The 20,077-nt window shown below is 66.3% G+C and carries 17 protein-coding genes; 7 read left to right on the top strand and 10 right to left on the bottom strand.

All coding sequences use genetic code 11. The features are described 5' to 3' along the window. Positions 1–272: 272 nt before the first annotated feature. Together FIU85_RS13650 and mutL are read right to left on the bottom strand one after the other, a co-directional pair. A complete protein-coding gene (locus tag FIU85_RS13650) occupies positions 273–1,508 on the bottom strand; it encodes a DNA recombination protein RmuC (protein WP_152497286.1) in 1,236 nt (411 codons plus the stop codon). Continuing rightward, positions 1,505–3,367, bottom strand: a complete 1,863-nt coding sequence (gene mutL, locus FIU85_RS13645) for a DNA mismatch repair endonuclease MutL (protein ID WP_152497285.1) — start codon at positions 3,365–3,367, stop codon at positions 1,505–1,507. Before mutL ends, FIU85_RS13650 begins: the two co-directional genes overlap by 4 nt. Before the next feature lie 185 nt (positions 3,368–3,552). Between mutL and FIU85_RS13640 the strand changes: the two genes are divergently transcribed. Together FIU85_RS13640 and FIU85_RS13635 are read left to right on the top strand one after the other, a co-directional pair. Beyond that, positions 3,553–3,930: a rhodanese-like domain-containing protein gene (locus tag FIU85_RS13640; protein WP_152497284.1), complete on the top strand. Its 378-nt coding sequence runs from the start codon at positions 3,553–3,555 to the stop codon at positions 3,928–3,930. Between the two features lie 96 nt (positions 3,931–4,026). Beyond that, positions 4,027–4,707 carry a hypothetical protein gene (locus FIU85_RS13635; protein ID WP_152497283.1) on the top strand — a complete coding sequence of 227 codons (681 nt, stop codon included), beginning with the start codon at positions 4,027–4,029 and terminating at the stop codon, positions 4,705–4,707. 9 nt (positions 4,708–4,716) lie between these two features. On the opposite strand, the gene FIU85_RS13630 is transcribed toward FIU85_RS13635, so the two are convergent. Continuing rightward, positions 4,717–5,751, bottom strand: a complete 1,035-nt coding sequence (locus FIU85_RS13630) for a succinylglutamate desuccinylase/aspartoacylase family protein (protein ID WP_152493894.1) — start codon at positions 5,749–5,751, stop codon at positions 4,717–4,719. A 185-nt stretch (positions 5,752–5,936) separates the two neighbouring features. Between FIU85_RS13630 and FIU85_RS13625 the strand changes: the two genes are divergently transcribed. Continuing rightward, on the top strand, positions 5,937–6,695 hold the full coding sequence (locus FIU85_RS13625; protein ID WP_152497282.1) for a GNAT family N-acetyltransferase: 759 nt from the start codon (positions 5,937–5,939) through the stop codon (positions 6,693–6,695). 136 nt (positions 6,696–6,831) lie between these two features. On the opposite strand, the gene FIU85_RS13620 is transcribed toward FIU85_RS13625, so the two are convergent. Then, positions 6,832–7,485, bottom strand: coding sequence for a peroxiredoxin (locus tag FIU85_RS13620; RefSeq protein WP_152497281.1), 654 nt, complete (start codon positions 7,483–7,485; stop codon positions 6,832–6,834). A gap of 150 nt (positions 7,486–7,635) precedes the next feature. On the opposite strand from FIU85_RS13620, the gene FIU85_RS13615 reads away from it, so the two are divergent. The 3 genes from FIU85_RS13615 to FIU85_RS13605 all read left to right on the top strand — a co-directional run bounded on the left by FIU85_RS13615 (position 7,636) and on the right by FIU85_RS13605 (position 11,111). Then, entirely contained in the window at positions 7,636–9,078 is a 1,443-nt protein-coding gene (locus tag FIU85_RS13615; RefSeq protein WP_152497280.1) for an aldehyde dehydrogenase family protein, read from the top strand. A gap of 5 nt (positions 9,079–9,083) precedes the next feature. Continuing rightward, entirely contained in the window at positions 9,084–9,872 is a 789-nt protein-coding gene (locus tag FIU85_RS13610; RefSeq protein WP_152497279.1) for a glycosyltransferase family 25 protein, read from the top strand. Between the two features lie 192 nt (positions 9,873–10,064). Beyond that, on the top strand, positions 10,065–11,111 hold the full coding sequence (locus FIU85_RS13605) for a phosphotransferase (RefSeq protein ID WP_152497278.1): 1,047 nt from the start codon (positions 10,065–10,067) through the stop codon (positions 11,109–11,111). Positions 11,112–11,130: 19 nt separating this feature from the next. Here the strand turns inward: FIU85_RS13605 and FIU85_RS13600 are convergent, their stop codons facing one another. Together FIU85_RS13600 and FIU85_RS13595 are read right to left on the bottom strand one after the other, a co-directional pair. After that, a complete protein-coding gene (locus FIU85_RS13600; protein WP_152497277.1) occupies positions 11,131–11,775 on the bottom strand; it encodes a pseudouridine synthase in 645 nt (214 codons plus the stop codon). Positions 11,776–11,945: 170 nt separating this feature from the next. Next, positions 11,946–13,280 carry a PLP-dependent aminotransferase family protein gene (locus FIU85_RS13595; RefSeq protein WP_152497276.1) on the bottom strand — a complete coding sequence of 445 codons (1,335 nt, stop codon included), beginning with the start codon at positions 13,278–13,280 and terminating at the stop codon, positions 11,946–11,948. 91 nt (positions 13,281–13,371) lie between these two features. Here FIU85_RS13595 and FIU85_RS13590 point away from each other — a divergent pair, with 91 nt between their 5' ends. Continuing rightward, positions 13,372–14,538, top strand: coding sequence for an MFS transporter (locus FIU85_RS13590; protein WP_152497275.1), 1,167 nt, complete (start codon positions 13,372–13,374; stop codon positions 14,536–14,538). A gap of 104 nt (positions 14,539–14,642) precedes the next feature. On the opposite strand, the gene FIU85_RS13585 is transcribed toward FIU85_RS13590, so the two are convergent. The 4 genes from FIU85_RS13585 to FIU85_RS13570 all read right to left on the bottom strand — a co-directional run bounded on the left by FIU85_RS13585 (position 14,643) and on the right by FIU85_RS13570 (position 19,895). Beyond that, positions 14,643–15,266 (bottom strand): class I SAM-dependent methyltransferase, encoded by a 624-nt coding sequence (locus FIU85_RS13585; RefSeq protein ID WP_152493903.1) that lies wholly within the window; start codon positions 15,264–15,266, stop codon positions 14,643–14,645. Positions 15,267–15,275: 9 nt separating this feature from the next. Then, entirely contained in the window at positions 15,276–16,040 is a 765-nt protein-coding gene (gene pssA / locus FIU85_RS13580; RefSeq protein WP_152497274.1) for a CDP-diacylglycerol--serine O-phosphatidyltransferase, read from the bottom strand. Next, positions 16,027–16,704, bottom strand: coding sequence for a phosphatidylserine decarboxylase (locus FIU85_RS13575; protein ID WP_152497273.1), 678 nt, complete (start codon positions 16,702–16,704; stop codon positions 16,027–16,029). Before FIU85_RS13575 ends, pssA begins: the two co-directional genes overlap by 14 nt. Before the next feature lie 209 nt (positions 16,705–16,913). Next, the gene (locus FIU85_RS13570) at positions 16,914–19,895 is read right to left on the bottom strand and encodes an error-prone DNA polymerase (protein ID WP_152497272.1); all 2,982 of its coding nucleotides are present in this window, start codon (positions 19,893–19,895) and stop codon (positions 16,914–16,916) included. Positions 19,896–20,077: the final 182 nt, after the last annotated feature.

The following is a 20,077-nucleotide window of genomic DNA, read 5'->3' as shown; positions in this document are numbered from 1 at the left end:
CCGCTTAGCGGACATAAAAGACGTCTGATCTACAGCCCCGGCGCGGAAACAGGCCGCAGGCCCCGCGCCATCGCCGGGCCGCCCCCACGGCCCGGCGATTGGGTGAAGCTTGGTGCATCGCTCGATTCTGTTTCGGATTTGGCCTGGATAAAGTGCTGCCGAATGACCGTCGGATCGCCGCGCCGCGGCCCGTCGATGGCGCTCGGGGAAATAGATCACACTCGTCCGTAAAGGACTCATTTCAGACTTTCGCTGCCAGCCATAACCGCCGGCTAGCCGTCCTTGCCCAGCTTCACCACGTTCACCGGATCCTCCGGCGCCAGCTCCTCGAAGTCGAAGTTGTCCAGCTTGGCCGCCCGCTTGCCCGCGCGCTCGGCGGCGGTGGAAATCCCTTCCACGTCCCGCCGCGCCTGGTCGAAATGCGTCTCCAGCTTGCCCGCGCGTTCCAGCACCAGTTCCACGTCTCGGTGCAACTGCCCCAGCATCTTGCGAATGGCCCCCGCCTGCTCGCGCATCCGCGCGTCTTTAAGGATCGCGCGCATCGTGTTCAGCGTCGCCATGCAGGTGGTGGGCGACACGATCCAGACCTTCTGGGCGAACCCCTCGCGCACCAGTTCCGGGAAATTGGCGTGCAACTCGGCATAGACCGCCTCGGACGGCAGGAACATCAGCGCGCCATCCGCCGTCTCGCCATCCAGGATATACTTGTCGGAAATATCCTTGATATGCTTCTTCACCGAGGTCCGCAGGAACTTCGCCGCCTCGTTCACCTCGTAGTCGCTCTTGGCGTTGCGCAGCGCCTCGTAGGCCTCCAGCGGGAACTTGCTGTCGATGGCGATCGGCCCCGGCGGGTTCGGCAAGTGAATGAGGCAATCCGCCCGCCGCCCGTTCGACAGCGTCGCCTGCAACGAATAGCTGTCCGACGGCATCGCCTTGCTGACGATATCGGTCAACTGGATCTCGCCGAACGCCCCGCGCGTCTGCTTGTTCGACAGGATGTCCTGAAGCGTCAGCACGTCGCCCGACAGCTTGGTGATATTGTCCTGCGCCTTGTCGATGGCGCTCAGCCGCTCCTGCAGCGCTGTCAGGCTGGTCGCCGTCTGCTTGGACGACCCGTGCAGGGTCTCGCGCATGCGCTCCTGCATCTCGGTCAGCGCCCGCTGGCTGCGCATCGCGTTGTCCGCCAGCCGGTCCTGCATCTGCTGCTGCACGCCCGCCAGCCGCTGTTCGACCATCTGCGCCAGCTGTGTCTGCCCGCTGGTCGCGGTGTCGCTGACCACCTGGATCGAACTGCGCAGGCCCTCCTGCCCGTTGGCCAGGCTCTGCACGTTCTGCCCCAGATGCCCCAACTGCTGCGCCAGCGGCTCCGTCGCCCGCGCCGTCCGCGCCGCGGCCCGCAGCGCAAGGATCACCAACAGCAGGATCAGCAACACCACGGCCGCCGCCGCCATTGCCGCCATCACCAGAGGATCGTCCAATGCGTAAGTGGTCTCGCCAATCGTAATCATGTTCGCCCGAACAGCCGCTCGATATCGCTCAGTTTCAGTTCCACGTAGGTGGGCCGTCCGTGGTTGCACTGCCCGGAATGCGGCGTCGCCTCCATCTCGCGCAGCAATGCGTTCATCTCCTCGCCGCTCATCCGCCGCCCCGACCGGATCGAGCCGTGGCAGGCCACGCGGCTCAGGATCGCCTCGATCTTCGCTTGCACGTTCAGGCTCTCACCCATGTCGGCCAGCTCATCCAGCACGTCGCGCAGCATCTTGCCCGCGTCGCACGGCCCCAGGATCGCCGGCGTCTCGCGCACCGCGATGCTGCCCGGCCCGAACGCCTCGATCACCAGCCCCAGCCGCGCCAGATCCTCGGCCATATCCAGCAGCAGCCCCGCCTCGCCACTGCTCAACTCGACAATCTCGGGGATCAGCAGCGCCTGACTGGCCACGCCATTCTCGGCCATCTGCCGCTTCAGCTTCTCGTAGACCAGCCGCTCATGCGCCGCGTGCTGATCGACGAGCACCATGCCCGTTTCGGTCTGCGCAACGATGTAGTTCTCGTGCACCTGCGCCCGCGCCGCCCCCAAGGGCAGCGACTGCGGCGCCACCGCGTCTTCGTGCGTCTCCACCACCTGCGGCTCGACCCGACCCGACCAGGCGCCTTGCATCTCGGCAAAGCCCGCCTCCGGCGCCTGCATCTGGTAACTCGCCGCCCGCGCCGCTGCCCCGGGCCGATCCATCTGGTAGATTTTTGAAGCGCCCGCCTGTGGCAAGGGCTCCGGCCGCATCGCACCCAGCGTCGCGCCCGCCACGGTGGTCGACGCCCGGTGACCCGCCTCAGCCAGCGCATGGCGCAGTCCCGATACCAGCAGCCCCCGCGCCACGCCCGGATCGCGGAACCGCACCTCGGATTTCGCCGGATGCACGTTCACATCCACCAGCTTCGGGTCGCATTCCAGGAACAGCGCCGCCGCCGGATGCCGGTCCCGGCTCAGAAAATCGTGATACGCCGCCCTGAGCGCGCCATACAGCATCTTGTCCCGCACCGGCCGCCCGTTGACAAACAGGTACTGCGCCACGCTCGACCCCCGCGAATAGGTCGGCAACGCGGCATAGCCCGTCATCGCGACCCCCTCGCGCTCGGCCTCGATGCGCAGCGCATTCTCGGCGAACTCGCGCCCCAGCACCTGCGCCAACCGCCCGTGCAGCGCATCGAACAGGTCGCCCGTCTCGGCATCGGCGCGGAACACCGTGCGCGGCTCACGCCCCTCGCTTACGTCGCGCAGGGTAAAGCTGACGAACGGCTCGGCCATCGCCAGCCGCTTGATCACGTCGCCCACCGCCTGCGCCTCGGCCCGGTCGGTGCGCATGAATTTCAGCCGCGCGGGCGTGGCATAGAATAGATCCCGCAGCTCCACCACCGTGCCCCGGTTCAGCGCCGCAGGCTTCACCGCGCCGATCCCGCCGCCCGCCACGGTGATCTCGACCCCGTCGAACCCCTGCGCCCGGCTTGTGATCGTCAGCCGCCCCACCGACCCCAGGCTCGGCAGCGCCTCGCCCCGAAACCCGAAGGAATGGATGTTGAGCAGGTCCGACCCGTCGATCTTCGAGGTCGCGTGCCGGCTCAGCGCCAGCGGCAACTCGTCCCCGGTCATTCCGCAGCCGTCGTCCCGCACGCGGATCAGCGTCTTGCCCCCATCGGCAATGTCCACATCGACCCGGCGGGCGCCCGCATCCAGCGCATTCTCCACCAGTTCCTTGACCGCCGAGGCCGGGCGCTCCACCACCTCACCGGCGGCAATGCGGTTGATCGCCGTCTCGTCCAGTTGCCGGATGACAGGCCGTTCCTGGCTTATATTGGGGCTGATTTCATTCATACCGCAATACCTAGCATGCCCATGTCCGATTCTGCTAGGTTCGAGTGCACCTCTGAAAGCGTCCGACGGTGCTTTTTCTCACGATCCGGATCGCCACGACACTCACGTCCCCGGGACGCTCCGGGAACCCGCAACGCCACACCCTCGTTTCTCGTCCAGACGCCAAGCCCGAGGAAGGCCATACCATGCAATCCGAAACCATCGGCGCCGCGACGTTCGAGACCTGGACCGTCAACGAGGTCGTCGACGCCTTCGCCGCGAACGAAATCGTCCTGATCGACGTCCGCACCATCCCCGAATACGCCTTCCAGCATATCGAGGGCGCCATGCTCTTTCCCATGCCCTTCTTCGACGCGCAGAAACTGCCCGGCCAGTCCGACAAGCGTATCGTCCTGCATTGCGGCTCGGGCGTGCGCTCGGACAAGATGGCCCGTGCGGCGATCGACGCCGGACTCGACCGCATCGCCCACATGGAGGGCGGCTTCGGCGCATGGAAAGAGGCCGGCAAACCCTATATCGGCACCTCCATGAGCACCGGCGGCCCCGAGCGCGTCAACGCCTGATCCGCGCGGGTCTCCGCCACGCCGGCCGGCTTTGCGCTTGATGCGGCGCCGCGCCTCGCCTATTTCCGCGCTAAAGCTAAGGCACAAGGCGAAGTCATGACCCTTTCCACGATCCGGCAACTCGACAGACTGATCCTCGGCATCGTCGTCGCCGTCCTGGTGCTTACGGTCGGCATCTACTTCTACAGCACCGACTTTTTCACCCTGACCTACGCACGCGAGGACGGGATCGTCGAATACGGCACCGCGATCTTCCTGTTCTTGGCCAGCGTCGTTCTGTTCGGCAACGCCCGCTCTCTCAAGGCGCGCGGCCTCACCCTGGCCTTCGGCTGCACGCTGTTCTACGGCCTGCTGTTCTTCTTCGCCGCGGGCGAGGAGATTTCCTGGGGCCAGCGCATCTTCGGCTGGGAAACCGGCGAAACCTTCCAGGAGATCAACAAGCAGCAGGAAACCAACCTGCACAACCTGATCGTGCCCACGCCCTGGGGCGATTTCCACCTCGCCAAGACGCTCTTCGGCCCGATCCTGACGCTGATCCTGCTGCTCTACCTCGCCGTGCTGCCGCTGCTCTACCCGCGCGTGGGCTGGATCAAATCCACCGCCGACCGCATCGCCGCCCCGGTCCCCAGCACCCGCCACGCGGTTCTGGCCGTGGCCGCCAGCCTCGTGATCGCCGCCATCGACGTATCGCGCAAATGGGAAGTCTACGAGCTTGTGTTCAGCCTGCTGGCCACGTCGATCTTCCTCCTGCCCCAGAACCGCGACCACACGACCTGAGACCCCGGCTCAGATGATCTCGTCCTCGTCGTAAAGCGGGGCGGCCTCCATATGCGCGGCCACGCCCTCGGCGGCATGTTCCGCCCTTGGCGTCTCGGCGATATGAAACAGCGCCTCGCCCTCGTAGACGGCAGGCATGTTCGACCGCCCGATCACGATGCCCACCTCCTCGCAGATCACCTCCCGGTCGGTCTGGCCCATCGGGTCGCTGACAGCACCCAGCACCGTGCCCGGCTCCACCGCATCGCCGATCGCCTTGTAGCCGCGAAAGACACCGCCCACCGGAGCCCGGTACCAGTGCGACGTGTTCGCCACCACCGGCACGCTGCGCCGCTTCGGCACGCCCTTGGACCCGATCATGCCCAGCCGCCGCATCACCCGGAGGCACCCGCTCACCCCGGCCCGCACGGCCAGTTCGTCGAACCGCAGCGCCTCGCCGCCTTCGTACAGCAGGACATCCACGCCCTCGTCCTCGGCGGCCAGCCGCAAGCTGCCCTCGCGCAGCTTCGAGGCCATCATCACCGGCGCGCCGAACGCCTCGCCCAGGGATTTCAAACGCTCGTTGCCCGGCGTCAGCCGGATCTGCGGCAGGTTGGTCCGGTGGATTGCCGCCGAATGCAGGTCGATCCCCACATCCGCACGCCGCACCACCTCTTCCATGAAGATATGCGCCAGCCGCGAGGCCATGCTGCCTTCCGCGCCGCCGGGAAAACAGCGGTTCAGGTCGCGCCGGTCCGGCAGATAGCGGGAATGGTTGTGAAAGCCGAACCCGTTGACGATCGGCACCGCCAGCAACGTACCCGCCATGCCCTTCAGGGGCGCCGCCCGCAACAGCCGCCGCACGATCTCGACCCCGATCACCTCGTCGCCATGGATCGCCGCCGAGACGAACAGCACCGGCCCGGGCCGCCGCCCGTGGATCACGTGCACCGCCAGGCTCACCGGCGTATGATCCGACAGGGTGCTCACCGGCACGTCCACCGTCTTGCGGCTTCCGGGCCTTACCGTCTCGCCCCCGATCCCGAATGCATCACGTTTCGACATGCCCGGCTATGTCGCGCAAAATCCCGGCCCTGTCCATAACCGACAGGCCGGGCAACCGCCGACGCGCACGGCACAAGGCCGTACCGATCTGCCCGTTCCGTGTTAAAGTGATCTTGGCGAAGGGACGAAGGGGACCACATGAACGGCACCGTGAAGGGCCTTCACGGCAGCGCGGTCCAAAAAAGTTGCAGGCGGCGACACTGGCGGCAGCGGACACGCTGCGCGACACACCCGGCGCGGTTTTCGCGGCCCGCATGGCCGGCACGGACGACCCCGACCGCTTCTGCTGGGACAGGATCGAGCAAATCCTGCGCGACCAGGGCGCGATCACGTTCCGCATGACCCAGACGGAAGACTGCCCAGACATCGAGCGCCGCCTGGCCCGGATCGGCTGCACCATCACCTGGTGGGACGTGTTCGACGGCCCGCGCGACAGTATCCAAACCGCCTGCGACGACGCGCTCGGCCAGGCGCGCGACGATCTGGTACCGGCCGTGCCATCCGGTCCCGACGATCTTGCGTTCTTCGAAAAGGTGCAGGATTTCATCGCCCGCTGTGGCATCGCGCCCTACCCTGCGCAGGTGCTCCCGGGTCAGACGGGGCCTGCCGCGCTGGCCGTGCTCACCGACCCGGCAGACGGCAGCATCACGGCCACCGCCTTTACCTACTTTTCCTACAACGCCCATGGCCCGCATCACGCCACCGCCTGGGCCGGGCTCGTGGCGGTGCGCGAGGATCAGCGCAAACGCGGCATCGGCGTCCGGGTCAATGCCCTTGCCCTGCGGGCGGCGGTGAACGATCTCGGCGCCGAGCGGGTGCAGCAATTCGCCCGCACCACCAACCTTGCCTCCTGTCGGATGATCGAACGCTGCGGACTGCGCCTGCGCCGCGACGTGCGCTCCGGCATCGCCCAGCCCGAAGGGGCGCAAAGCTTTACGCGCTGACCGGAATGGCCGCCCGACAGGACCCTCTTCCTCTGGCCGGAAATATCCCGGGGAGGAGGTCGAAACCCCGGTTTCGACCGGAGGGGCAGCGCCCCTCCGACCCAATAATCCGGCGCGGCGCAGCCGCTCCGCTGGATCAACCCGGCAGCTTCGCCATCCGCAGGTAGGGCAGCACCGTGTTGAACTCCCCGAACTTGGCCTTGGCATCCTCGTCGCTGACCGAGGTCGGGATCACCACGTCCTGCCCCACGGTCCAGTCGGCGGGCGTCGCCACGCCCTGCCCGGCGCTGGTCTGCAACGCATCGAGCGCGCGCAGCACCTCGCCAAAGTTGCGTCCCACGGTCATCGGGTAGGTCATCGTCAGCTTCAGCTGCTTGTCCGGCCCGATGATGAAGACCGACCGCACCGTGGCGCTGTCGGCGGGCGTGCGGCCATCGGGCAGGTAGGCCTCGGCGGGCAGCATGTCGAAGGCCTTGGACACCTCCAGCCCGTCATCGGCGATAATCGGAAAGCCCGGCTTGGCGCCGCCGGCGGTCTCGATGTCGCCCTTCCATTTCTTGTGGTCTTCCACGCCGTCGACGCTGACCCCGATCACCTTGGTGCCGCGCTTCTCCCACTCGTCGGCCAGCCGCGCGACGGCACCGAACTCGGTGGTGCACACGGGCGTGAAATCCTTGGGATGCGAGAACAGGATCGCCCAGCTGTCGCCAATCCAGTCATGCAGGCTGAACTCGCCCTGGTCGGTGGTCACTTTCAGGTCGGGAATGGTGTCGTTGATTCGCAGTGCCATGGGGCATCTCCTTCTTTTGCAAATCGAATCCTCGCGCCCAACATAGGAAGGGTTCGCGAAATTAACACCACCCACTTGCGGCAGTCCGCCCCCTATGGTCATCTGCGCGCCAAATGCCCACATATGCGGCTCAGACGAAAGGACTGCGACATGATCGAGAAGAAACAATTCTACATCGACGGCGCCTGGGTCGACCCGGTCGCGGGCACCGACCACCAGGTCATCGACCCCTCGACCGAAGACCCTTGCGCGGTGATCTCATTGGCCGGCGAGGCCGATTGCGACGCCGCCGTCGCCGCCGCCAAGGCCGCCTTCCCCGGCTGGATGGCCACCCCCGTGGCCGAGCGCATGGCCCTGGTCGAGAAACTGCGCGAAATCTACAAATCCCGCGCCGAGGACATGGCCCGCGCCATCAGCATGGAAATGGGCGCTCCCATCGACCTCGCCCGCGCCCAGCAAGTCGGCGCCGGGTCGTCCCACATGGACGCCATCCTCAAGGCCGCATCGGAATTTCACTGGATCGAACCCTTGGGCGATCACGCCCCCAACGATCGCATTATCCACGAGGCCGTTGGCGTCGTCACCATGATCACGCCGTGGAACTGGCCGATGAACCAGATCTCGCTCAAGGTCATCGCTGGGCTTCTGGCGGGCTGCACCATGATCCTCAAACCGTCCGAGGAATCGCCCCTCTCGGCCCTGCTCTTTGCAGAGATGATCGACGAGGCGGGCTTTCCCAAGGGCGTGTTCAACCTGGTCAACGGCGACGGCGCGGGCGCGGGCACCGCGCTCACCGGCCATCCGGACGTCGACATGGTCTCCTTCACCGGCTCCTCGCGCGCCGGGCGGCTAATCTCCAAAAACGCCGCCGACACGCTCAAGCGCGTCAGCCTCGAACTTGGCGGCAAAGGCGCCAACCTGATCTTCGCCGACGCCGACGAAAAGGCCGTCAAGCGCGGCGTTCTGCACTGCATGAACAACACCGGCCAGTCCTGCAACGCGCCCACCCGCATGCTCGTCCAGCGCGACATCTACGACCAGGCCGTCGAGACCGCCGCCGAAACGGCGAACAAGGTCACCGTCGGCCCCGCGTCCGAAGAAGGCCGCCACATGGGCCCCGTGGTGAACGAGACCCAGTTCAACAAGATCCAGGACCTGATCCAGAAAGGCATCGACGAAGGCGCGCGCCTCGTCACCGGCGGCACCGGCCGTCCCGACGGTCTCAACCGCGGGTTCTTCGTCAAGCCGACGATCTTCGCCGACGTCGCCAACGACATGACCATCGCGCGCGAGGAAATCTTCGGCCCTGTCCTGTCGATCATCCCCTTCGAGACCGAAGAGGACGGCATCCGCATCGCCAACGACACGCCCTATGGCCTGACGAACTATGTCCAGACCCAGGATCCGGCCCGCGCCAACCGCTGCGCCCGCGCCCTGCGCTCGGGCATGGTGGAAATGAACGGCCAAAGCCGGGGCCTCGGCTCGCCCTTCGGCGGCATGAAACAGTCCGGCAACGGCCGCGAAGGCGGCAAATGGGGGCTCGAGGACTTCCTCGAGGTCAAGGCGGTCTCGGGCTGGACCGAAGACGCCTGACGCGGATGGAGATCCACGCCTTCGTGTTGCACCTCGTCCGGGCTTCGGCCCGGCGAGAGAACGCGCAGGCACTGCTGGCCGACGCTCGCGACATCGGCGGCTTCAGGGCCGAGATCTGGCCCGCCGTCGACGGCGGCTCGATGTCCTCCACCGACCTTTCGTCCTGCGTCGGGGCCGCGCTGTTCGAGCCGGGGTACCCGTTTCCCCTCAAGGCGGGCGAGATCGGCTGCACCCTCTCGCACCGCCAAATCTGGGCCGAGCTTCAGAGGCGCGACGCGGGCGCTGCACTGATCCTCGCGGACGACGCCGAGATAGACCCCGACACGTTTCACGCCGCGCTCAGCCTCGCCCTGCCCCATATTGAACGGCTTGGCTACATCCAGTTCCAGACCAATGCCCCGAAAGGCCCCTCGCATCTCGTCGACACGTTCCGCGACTGCCGCCTCGTGGTGCCGCAACAGGCCGGGCTGCGCGCCACCGGCCAGATGGTCAGCCGCGCCGCCGCCGCACGGCTGCTGGCGCTGTCCGACCCTTTCGACCGACCCGTCGATGCCTTCGTCCAGTCCCACTGGCACACCGGCCTGCGCCCGGCGATGATCTACCCCTCGGGCCTTGTCGATATCGGGCCAGAGATCGACGACCCTGCCGCCCGGCCGGGCGATCCCTCCTGGACCGAAAAGCTCGTGCGCGAATTCCACGGCGCCCGCTACCGCACGGCGGTCTCGCGCCTGTCGCGCCGCAGCGCCGCGCCCGCCAATGGCGGCTTCGCGGCGGACGGTGACCGGGCAGGCTGACCGCATCATCCGCTGCCTCTCGGGTGGCGCCCGCAACCGGATCCTCCGATATACCGCCGTCCCGACGGCTGGATGCGCGACGGGGTCTGGCAGCCTTCCGCACATCGCACCGCGAAAAACCGCCCGACACTTCCGTAGGGTGGGGTTCCACCCCACCTTCCCCCCTACGCTGAAACACACTAAACACCCCCCATGAGCAGCACCCCCGATATCGCGCAGGCCGTCTTCGTGCCCGAGACCGTGCACAAGCGCGATATCTTTTCCGAGACCATCTCCGGCCACCTCCAAGGCCACCCCGACATCGCCGTCGTCCTGCGCAAGCTCGACACGGTGCCGCTCTACGCCCGCCCTCTCTCGCGCTGGCTGGCTGCGCGCGAAACCCGCGGCCTGCGCGCCGTGCAGGGGATCGAAGGCTGCCCCACCCTCATCCGCGCCGACCACGTGGGCCTATTGCGCAGCTGGACCAAGGGCACGCCTTTGCAACTGGCCAAGCCCACCGATCCGGCCTGGTACCACGACGCCAAGCGCCTCCTGCGCGAAATGCGCCGCGCCGGCGTCACCCACAACGACATCGCCAAGCCGCAGAACTGGCTGATGACCCCCGAGGGCCAAGCCGCGGTGATCGACTTTCAGCTCGCCTCGGTCCATCCCCGGCGTGGCAAGCTCTTCCGTCTCAAGGCCCGCGAGGACCTGCGCCACCTGCTGAAACAGAAACGCGCCTACGCGCCGCATCTGCTCACCCCGTCAGAGCACCGGATGCTGGCACAGAAATCCCTGCCCTCGCGCGTCTGGATGGCCACCGGCAAACGGCTCTACAATTTCATCACCCGTCGCCTGATGAACTGGTCCGACGGCGAAGGCACCGAGGACCGCATGGAACGTGACGGTCCTGCCCTGCGCAAGGCCCTGCTCGATCATCCGCAGATCGCCGACGTGGCGCTCTGCACCTTCGCCCTGCCCGCCAAGGGCGTGGGCCTCTACGCCTTTGTCGAAACCCCGCTCACCACGTCCGAGGTCACGAAACTGGCCCCCACGCCCAAACCCGAACACATTCAGACCGTCACCGCACTCCCCCGCCATCCCGACGGCACCCCACGGCTCGACGCGCTCACGCTCATTGCCACCAACCGGCTCGACGAACTCGAACAGCTACAGGCCGACGATCCCCACCTTGCCGCCACGCTGAAACCCATCATCGCGCACCGCCTCAACCTAACCGACCGCGTGCTGCGCGCCTGAGTTTCACGCACCACGCGTTCTAGAACGGCGCCTTCTGACGAAACACCATCCCCGCCCCGCCATCGGGATGCCGCAGCCGCAACTCCTCGGAATGCAGCATCAGGCGCTCATGCTCCAGCGCCGCGCCCTCGGCATAGAACGGATCGCCCAGAATCGGATGCCCCAATGCCTGCATATGCACGCGCAACTGGTGGCTGCGCCCGGTCTTCGGCATCAGCCGCATCCGGGTCTCGCCGTCGCCATATCTCTGCACGCGCCAGTCCGTCACCGCGGCCTTGCCGGTCTCATGACACACTTTCTGCCGCGGCCGGTTCGGCCAGTCCACGATCAGCGGCAGGTCCACCGTCCCGGTCCGCTCTTCCACCCGGCCCCAGACCCGCGCCACGTAGATCTTCTTCACCTGCCGCTTCTCGAACTGCAGGCCAAGGTGCCGCTGCGCATGGGGCGACAGCGCAAAGACCATCACGCCGGACGTGTCCCGGTCCAGCCGATGCACCAGCAGCGCCATGGGAAACGCCTCCTGCACACGCGCCAGCAGGCAATCGGCAAGGTGCTCCCCCTTGCCCGGCACGCTCAGCAGGCCGGGCGGCTTGGCCACCACCAGGATCTCGTGATCCTCGTGCAGCACCTCCAGCGGGGTCATCGGCGGGTCGTAATCGGACATGGGCGCCGCATACACCAGCCCTGCCCGCCACGCCAGCCCGGCCGGCCCAGGGCACCAGACGCCTGCACCATTCCCCGGAGGGTCCCGCCGAACGGGTGCCGAGCGATAACGTCCCAAGGCAGAAAAACACTCAAAAACTGCCTGCACGCAGGTCAGCGACCAAGGCTCTCCTACGATACCGACGCCGCATCGACGGCGTCCCGAACCGTCCGGAAAATTCCCGTCAACGCGTCCATTGCGATCCCGCCGAAGGCAAGCCGCAACGCCTGTGGCGCCGCGACGGTGGTTGCAAACGGGTCCGCGCCGGACGCAGAAATCCCCTGCGCCTTCAGCCGTGTGACGATCGGTTCGGCGCGAACGCCCTTTTCAAGCGACAACCAGGCGAAGCCCGCGTTGCGATGCGACAGAACCGAGGAACCGCCAAGAACCGTCCGGCAGAGCCGCTGGCGCTCTGCGCCGTCGCGCCGCCGGGTGGCTTCGGATTTGGCAAGCGTGCCGTCCTCCACCCAGCCCGTGACCAACCCGGATATCAACGCCGGGGCGTTCCAGGTCGTCGCCCTGATCGCTTCAAGCAATCCGTCCAGGTGGGTCTCGGGCGCGACCAGGTAGCCCAGACGCAACCCTGTCGAAAGGCTCTTGGAAAAGCTACCGACATAAACCGTTCGTTCCGGTGCAAGCGCGAAGAGGCTGGGCGGAGGGTCCGGTTCCAGGAATGCATAGGCCGCGTCCTCGATGAGCAACAGGTCGTGCGCGCGCGCGATCTCGATCAGGTGCAGGCGCGTTGCCTCGTCCATGACGGCCCCCAATGGATTGTGAACCGTCGGCATCAGGTAGACCGCCCGCAGCTTGCGCGCGCGACACTGCCGTTCCAGGTCGTCCGGGTCCATCACGCCATGTCGCCCCTCGACCGGAACAAGATCCAGCCCCTGCAACGCCGCGACGGACTTGAAGCCGGGATATGTCAGAGTGTCGGTTGCGACCCTGTCGCCGCTCCGAAGAAGACCGAGCGCGACAGTCGCCAGCCCGTGCTGCCCGCCCGACGTGACCAGAAGGCAGTCGGGGTCGATGGGGCCAAGGGTCGAGGCTAGGCTTTCGGCAATGATCCGGCGTTCGTGCGCCCGGCCGCCGTGCGGCTGATACCGCAACATCGCCTCAAGGTCGCCCGCCGCCGCAAGCCGCCGCAGGCCCGCCCGCAACATATCCGCATCGCCCGCATCCCCCGGCATGTTGAAAACAAGATCGACGAGGCCATCGCTGGCCGTCTGCCGGACCCCCAGCGCGGGCGGCAGCCCGACATCGCGCACGAACGTGCCGCGACCGGCTTCGCCGACGATCAGGCCTCTGCGTTCGACCTCGCTGTAAACACGCGTCGCCGTGGCCAGGGCCACGCTGAACTGTTCGGCAAAGGCGCGATGGGTCGGCAGCTTCGTGCCCGGGGCCAGCTTGCCCTCCTCGATCGCCGTCGAGAGCATGTCGGCAAGGTGGATGTATCGCGCCCTCTTCATCGCCTCACTGTATCTAGTACAATAGAAAAATTGTCCTACGACATTCATCGTGCCATGCCGGTCTGAAGTCAATCTTCGAGGTCCGCGCCCCATGTCCAGGCTCATCCCTGTTTCGCTGCTTGCTCTCGGGCTCTTCACGGTGACGTTCGCCGTCAACCTTCAGGCTCCGCTCTACGAGGTCTACGCGGCCCAAAGCGATGTCGGGGCCACGGCGGTGACGGTCGCGTTCGCGGCCTATGTCGGTAGTCTCCTGCCGACGCTGTTGCTGATCGGCGGGCTGTCGGACCGCATCGGCAGACGGGTCCCGATTGCGCTGGCGTTGATCCTGGGCACCGTGGCAACGGCGCTTCTCGTACAGGTGCCAAGCTGGGCAAGTCTTGTCGTCGCGCGCGTCCTGCTCGGGATCGGGACGGGTCTGGCGACAACCGCCGGGACGGCCTACATGACGGAAATTCTCGGCGCGAGCCGTGCAAGGAACGCCGCCCTTGTCGTGACCTCCGCCACATCGCTCGGCTTTGGCGGCGGCGCTCTGGCAACGGGGATCAGCCTCGGGGTGCAGGGGCCGACGCTCCTGCCTGCCAGCTATATCGTCCTGTTCGTGGCGGCTCCGGTCCTCGCCCTGATCGCCCTCGGACTTCCCCGGATCGACAAGCCCCGCCCCGTGTCGCTCCTGCGCCTGCCGGTATTCCCCTCCGGCACATGGGTGTTCGGTGCCGCAATGGCATTGGCCTGGTCCACGACCGGCATGACCATCGCTGTCATTCCGCTGGAGCTTGCCGCGAACGATCTCGGCGGGTGGACGGGCCTCGTCATCTTCCTGGCGATCTTCATGGGGTTCCTGTGCCAACCGATGGCCCGGCGCATGACCAACGACCGCGCGCTTGCCCTCGGGTTCGTCCTCATCCCGCTCGGCTTTCTCGTCCTCCTGGCCGGTGTGTGGCTGAAGGTTCTGACATTCGTTCTCGTCGGCACCTGTATCACCAGCGCCGCAAGCTATGGCTTCACCTACCTCGCTGCCCTGGCAGAAGTGTCGTTGCGTGCGCCGGACGACCGGGCGAGGGCAACGGCGGGCCTGTTCGTCTACGCCTATTTCGGCTTTTCGCTTCCGGTGATCGCCAGCGGCGCCCTGGCCGACATGCTGGGCCTTCTGTCCGCACTGGTGGCCTTCGCGGCCGTCCAGATCACGGTCACCGCGATCATCGTGCTGACGTGGAAACGACGGGCCGTTCCGCCCGCCGCCGCCTTCGATGCCGGATAGCGCGATGACCGACACAGAAAACGAAAAGCGGTCGCGCGCCGGATCAGGAAGCCGTCAAAAGTCTGACGCCATCGACTTCGGGTGTGCCTCGGTGCGTCCGTACCCTAATGCTCCGGCGCTTTCTCCAGCACCAGGAACGTCATCATGCCAAGGGGCGGCAATGGTCTTTGCACGTCCACCCTGAGACACTCCGACCCAAGCACGGTTTCGATCTCGAAATCGGAATGCCAACCGATCACGTTGGCCACCGGCGCCAGCACCCGCTCCAGAACGGAAAGCGCGCCTGTCTTGCGCACGAAATGGTTCGTGATCACCACTTTTCCGCCCGGTTTGCAGACCCGGCCGATTTCGCGCATCACGCGCTCGGGCTCGGGGACGACCGACAGCACATGCATTGCTGCGACCGTGTCGAAGTGATTGTCCGGGAAATCGAGGTTACGGGCATCCATTTGCCGCAACTCCCTTACATGACCCAGATTCAGGCGCTCCACCTTGTCGCGCGCCTTGGCGAGCATGTCCTCGCTGAAATCTATGCCGCTGACCTGCGTCTCAGGGCCGTAATGCTCGAGCGAAAGACCCGTGCCCACGCCCACTTCAAGAACGCTCCCGGAGCGCGCGTTGATATAATCGACGGCACGCTTCCGGCCGACATTCGTCACCGCTCCGAATGTCCTGTCGTAGATTGGGGCCCACCGCGCGTAGGACGTTTTGACCGCCTCGATATCCATGCGTTCTCCTTACTTTCTGAGGTCTCTCGCCTTGCGGACCGCGGACCATCCCACCGTAATCAGATAGCACGCGGACAGCACGAACAGCGCAATCCAGGTGAACGTAAAGAAAGCGGCCCCGGCCAGGACAACGCCGACGAGGAAGAACTTCACGTTCGCCCGCGAGATCGTCACGCCCTTGAGCGACATCGTCGGCACGGCGCTGATCATCAACAGGCCCACGAAAACCATGTAGATGCAGATGGCAAGGCCCGGCAGCTTGTCGTGCTGGAACGCAAACGACAGGTACAGCGGCATCATGACCAACACCGCGCCCGCCGGCGACGGAACCCCCGAAAAGTGGGTGGCCGACCCGGGCGCATCCTCCGACTTGTGGTCGACATTGAAACGGGCCAGCCGGATCACGCAGCAGACCGAGAAGAAAAGCACGAATATCCACGCCACGCTGCGGATGTCCTGCAAGCCCCAAAAATACAGGATCAGCGGCGGCGCGATTCCGAAGTTCAGGAAATCCGCGAGCGAATCGAGCTCAGCGCCGATCTTGCTGTCGCTTCGCAGCAAACGCGCGACCCGGCCGTCGACGCCATCCAGCACACAGGCCAGCAGCACCAGTTGCACCGCGAACATGTAATCCGCCTGAACCGCGAACCGGATCGACGTCATGCCCGCACAGATCGCGGCAAGCGTGATCAGGTTGGGCAGCAACTGGACAAGCGCGGCTTCGTTTCTGTTCCTGCCGGCGCGGTCCCGCGGGGTCTGGTTATCTCGTGGCATCGGGCAAGGTGAGGTCGGCCAATACTGTTTCTCCGGCAACCATGGTCTGCCCCACATGAACCAGGGGTACAACCCCGTCGGGCAGATAGACATCCAGCCTCGAGCCGAACCGGATCAGCCCGAACCTTTCCGAGGTCGACAGCGTGTCGCCTTCCTTGACGAAACACACGATCCGCCGCGCCACCAACCCCGCAATCTGCACGACGGCAACATCCCGCCCGTCCGGCATCGCGATGCGCAGGCTGTTGCGTTCGTTGTCCGCGCTGGCCTTGTCCAACGAGGCATTGAAGAACTTGCCCGGCCGATAGGCGACCGCTTCGATCCGGCCTCCGACGGGCATCCGGTTCACATGGCAGTTGAATACGCTCATGAAGACGCTGATGCGGGTCAACGCCTCGCCGGACATCCCAAGCTCTTCGGGAGGAACCGCTTTCTCGATCAACGAGACGATGCCATCCGCCGGGCTGACGATGACCCCGCTTCGCGACGGCGGCACACGCTCGGGGTCGCGGAAGAAGTAATAACACCAGACCGTAAGCCCGACGCCGATCCACCCCAGGATGTCGGCCACGAGAAACAACAGGAGGGTCGCACCGGCAAAGATCGCAACGAACTTTCTGCCTTCCGGATGCATCGGCTTGATGAATGTATCGAGCATTCGCATGGAGATTTTCCGTCGCCGCTGAGTGGTGCTGCGTTATGAAGCCCGGCCGCCATAACTGCAAGTGCAAGAGCAGGTCCCGGCTGGATTTGACCGGCTCACGAAACTGCGCCTCGACGCGTAGATGGCCCTTCTACGACCCTCGGGATGCAGCACGGCCATGGATAGGAACAGGGAAACCTCGAATCCTTCTCACAAACACTTGTAAAAACTCATTTTTCAGACTTGGCAACACTTCCGCCGAAGGCTCCGGCATCCGCCCCGGGCGACACGGCATCCAATGCGGCGCTCTGCCGCTTCGACGGATCGCCCCGATCCACCGGGCCGGAAGGCGTCAGCAGATCGCGCAACAGGGCCAGCGGATGCGCCTTCAGCGACAACCGCATCGAGACGTAATCCTCCACCACCTCCTCGCCCGTCGTCATGGCGGGCAGGTGAACGGCAGGCTCGAACACCGCCTCGCCCTCCATGTCCCCGGCAAAGAGCGGCAGCGCCTCCTTGCCCACCATCGCGTGGGTTTCCCACAGCGCCCCGCGCCGCGCCACGTCGATGCTGGCGAACGCATCCGCTTCGGCCAGCCGCGTCATCACCTCGGGCGCCACGCCCGCCCGGCGCCACACGTCGCTCACCTCGCGGTACCCGTTGCCCCGCGCCGCGGTGATCCAGTGGGCGTCCTCCTCCACCATCCCCTTGACCTGCCGGAACCCCAGCCGCAGGGCCAGCCCGCCCGCGTCATCCGGCTCCATCACGTTGTCCCAATAGCTGGCGTTGATGCACACGGGCCGCACCTCGACACCGTGCTCCCGCGCGTCCCGCACGATCTGCGCCGGCGCGTAAAACCCCATCGGCTGCGCATTCAGCAGCGCACAGGCGAATATCCCCGGATGGTGCCGCTTGACCCATGCACTCGCATAGACCAGCAGCGCAAAGCTCGCCGCATGGCTTTCCGGGAAACCATAGCTGCCGAACCCCTCGATCTGGCTGAAACACCGTTCGGCGAACTCCATGTCATAGCCATTGGCCCGCATACCGCGCAGGAACCGCGTGCGGAACTCGCTCACGTTCCCGTGCTTCTTGAACGTCGCCAGCGACCGGCGCAGCCGGTCCGCCTCTTCCGGCGTGAACCCCGCCCCGATGATGGCGATCTGCATCGCCTGTTCCTGAAAGAGCGGCACGCCCAGCGTCTTGCCCAGCACCCGGCCCAGCTCGTCGGATGGAAATTCCACCGTCTCCTCGCCGTTCCGCCGCCGGATATAGGGATGCACCATGTCGCCCTGGATCGGCCCGGGCCGGATGATCGCCACCTCGATCACCAGGTCGTAAAAGCATCTCGGCCGCATCCGGGGCAGGAAATTCATCTGCGCGCGCGACTCCACCTGGAACACCCCGATCGTGTCCGCCTCGCACAGCATGTCATAGACCTTCGGGTCCTCCGGCGGCAGCGAGGCCAGCGTATGTTCCTGCCCGTGATGCTGTTCGATCAGGTCGAACGCCTTGCGCAGGCAGCTCAGCATCCCCAGCGCCAGCACGTCGACCTTCAGGATGCCCAGCGCATCGATATCGTCCTTGTCCCAGCAGATGACCGTCCGCCCTTCCATCGTGGCGTTCTCTATGGGCACCAGTTCGTCCAGCCGCCCCTCGGTGATGACGAAGCCCCCCACATGCTGGCTCAGGTGCCGCGGAAACCCCTCGATCTCGCGCACCAGCTCCATCGTCTGGCGCAGCCGCCGGTCGTCGGGATCCAGCCCGATCTCGCGCATCCGCTCCCGCTCCACCGCGCCCGAGGAGGAAAAGAACCCCCACAACTGCGACGACAGCGCGCCCACCGTGTCCTGGCTCAGCCCCATCGCCGCGCCGACCTCGCGGATGGCCCGCTTGCCCCGGTAATGAATGACCGTCGCGCACAGCCCCGCGCGATGCCGGCCATAGCGCTCGTAGATATGCTGGATCACCTCCTCGCGCCGCTCATGCTCGAAATCCACGTCGATGTCAGGCGGCTCGTTGCGCGCCTCGCTGACGAACCGTTCGAACACCATCGTGCCGGTTTCCGGACTGACGGACGTGACGCCCAGGCAATAGCACACCACCGAATTGGCCGCCGACCCGCGCCCCTGGCACAGGATCCCGCGCGACCGGGCAAAGGCGACCACATCGCGCACCGTCAGGAAATAGGGCTCGTATTTCAGCTTGGCGATCAGGCTCAGCTCGTGCTCGATCATCCCCCGCACCCGCTCCGGCGCGCCGTCGGGATAGCGCCAGCGCAGCCCTTCCATCGCCAGCCGCCGCAGCCTTTGCGCCGCCGTTTCCCCCTGCGACACCTCGCTGGGATACTCGTACCGCAGCTCATCGAGCGAGAACCGCAGCCGCGCCGCGACGTCGCCGGTGCGCCGTACCGCATCCTCGTGCCCCGCGAACAGCCGCAGCATCTCGGGCCCCGACCGCAGCCGCTGCTCGCCATTGGCCAGGGCCGCGCGGCCCAACTCGTCCACCCGCCGCCCCTGCCTTATCGCGGTCAGCACATCCGCCAGCCGCCGCCGCCGCGCATGGTGCATCGCGGGCAGGGCCGAGGCGACGGGCTCCAGCCCCAACTCCGCTGCCAGCCCCGCCAGCCGGTCAAACCGCGCCGCATCCTGCCCGTCATAGCGCGGCGCCATCAGCAGGTAGCACTGCCCACCAACACCCTTCACCAGCCGCCCCGCGTGACGCTTCCAATCCCGCAACGCCCCCTCGGGCGGATGCAGCAACAGCACGATCTCCTCCATACCCTCCAGCAGGTCCTCCAGCCGCAGGTCGCATTCGCCTTTCTCGACGCGCAACCGCCCGACGCTGATCAGCCGGCTCAGCCGCCCCCAACCTTGCCGCGTCTCGGGCAGGGCGGTCAGCACAAGCCCCTCGCGCAGCACCAGCCGGGCGGCGGGATAGAAGCGTGGCACATGCGCCCACTCGGGCGCGCGCGGCTCCGGCGCGGGCGGGCCGATGGGACCGTCGCGCGCCTCGATCCGTTCCCGCTCGGCCACGAGCCGTGCAATCTCGCGCACCGCCGCATGGGCACGCACGACGCCCGCGACCGAGTTCTCGTCGGCAATCGCCAGCCCCGCCAGACCCAGCTCCGCCGCCCGCGCCACGTATTCCTCGGCGTGCGACGCCCCGGTCAGGAAGGTGAAGTTGGAGGTGATCGACAATTCGGTGAACATGGCAGGCCCCCATGATATTCACCTTTTGTTCTCATTTCGAGTCCGAATCGTAGGGTGGGTGACAACCCACGCGCGCCCCTTTAGGAAGCCGCGCATCGCCGGGCCGCGGTACGGCGATCAACAGTCGTTCTGCGCGCTTTATGCCAGCCATATCCGCAAAACCTTCAAGCGGGGCGCCAAGT

This window comes from Roseovarius sp. THAF8 (assembly GCF_009363735.1).
In the GTDB taxonomy this organism is placed as follows: Bacteria; Pseudomonadota; Alphaproteobacteria; order Rhodobacterales; family Rhodobacteraceae; genus Roseovarius.
This window is presented reverse-complemented; position numbering and strand designations above follow the sequence as displayed.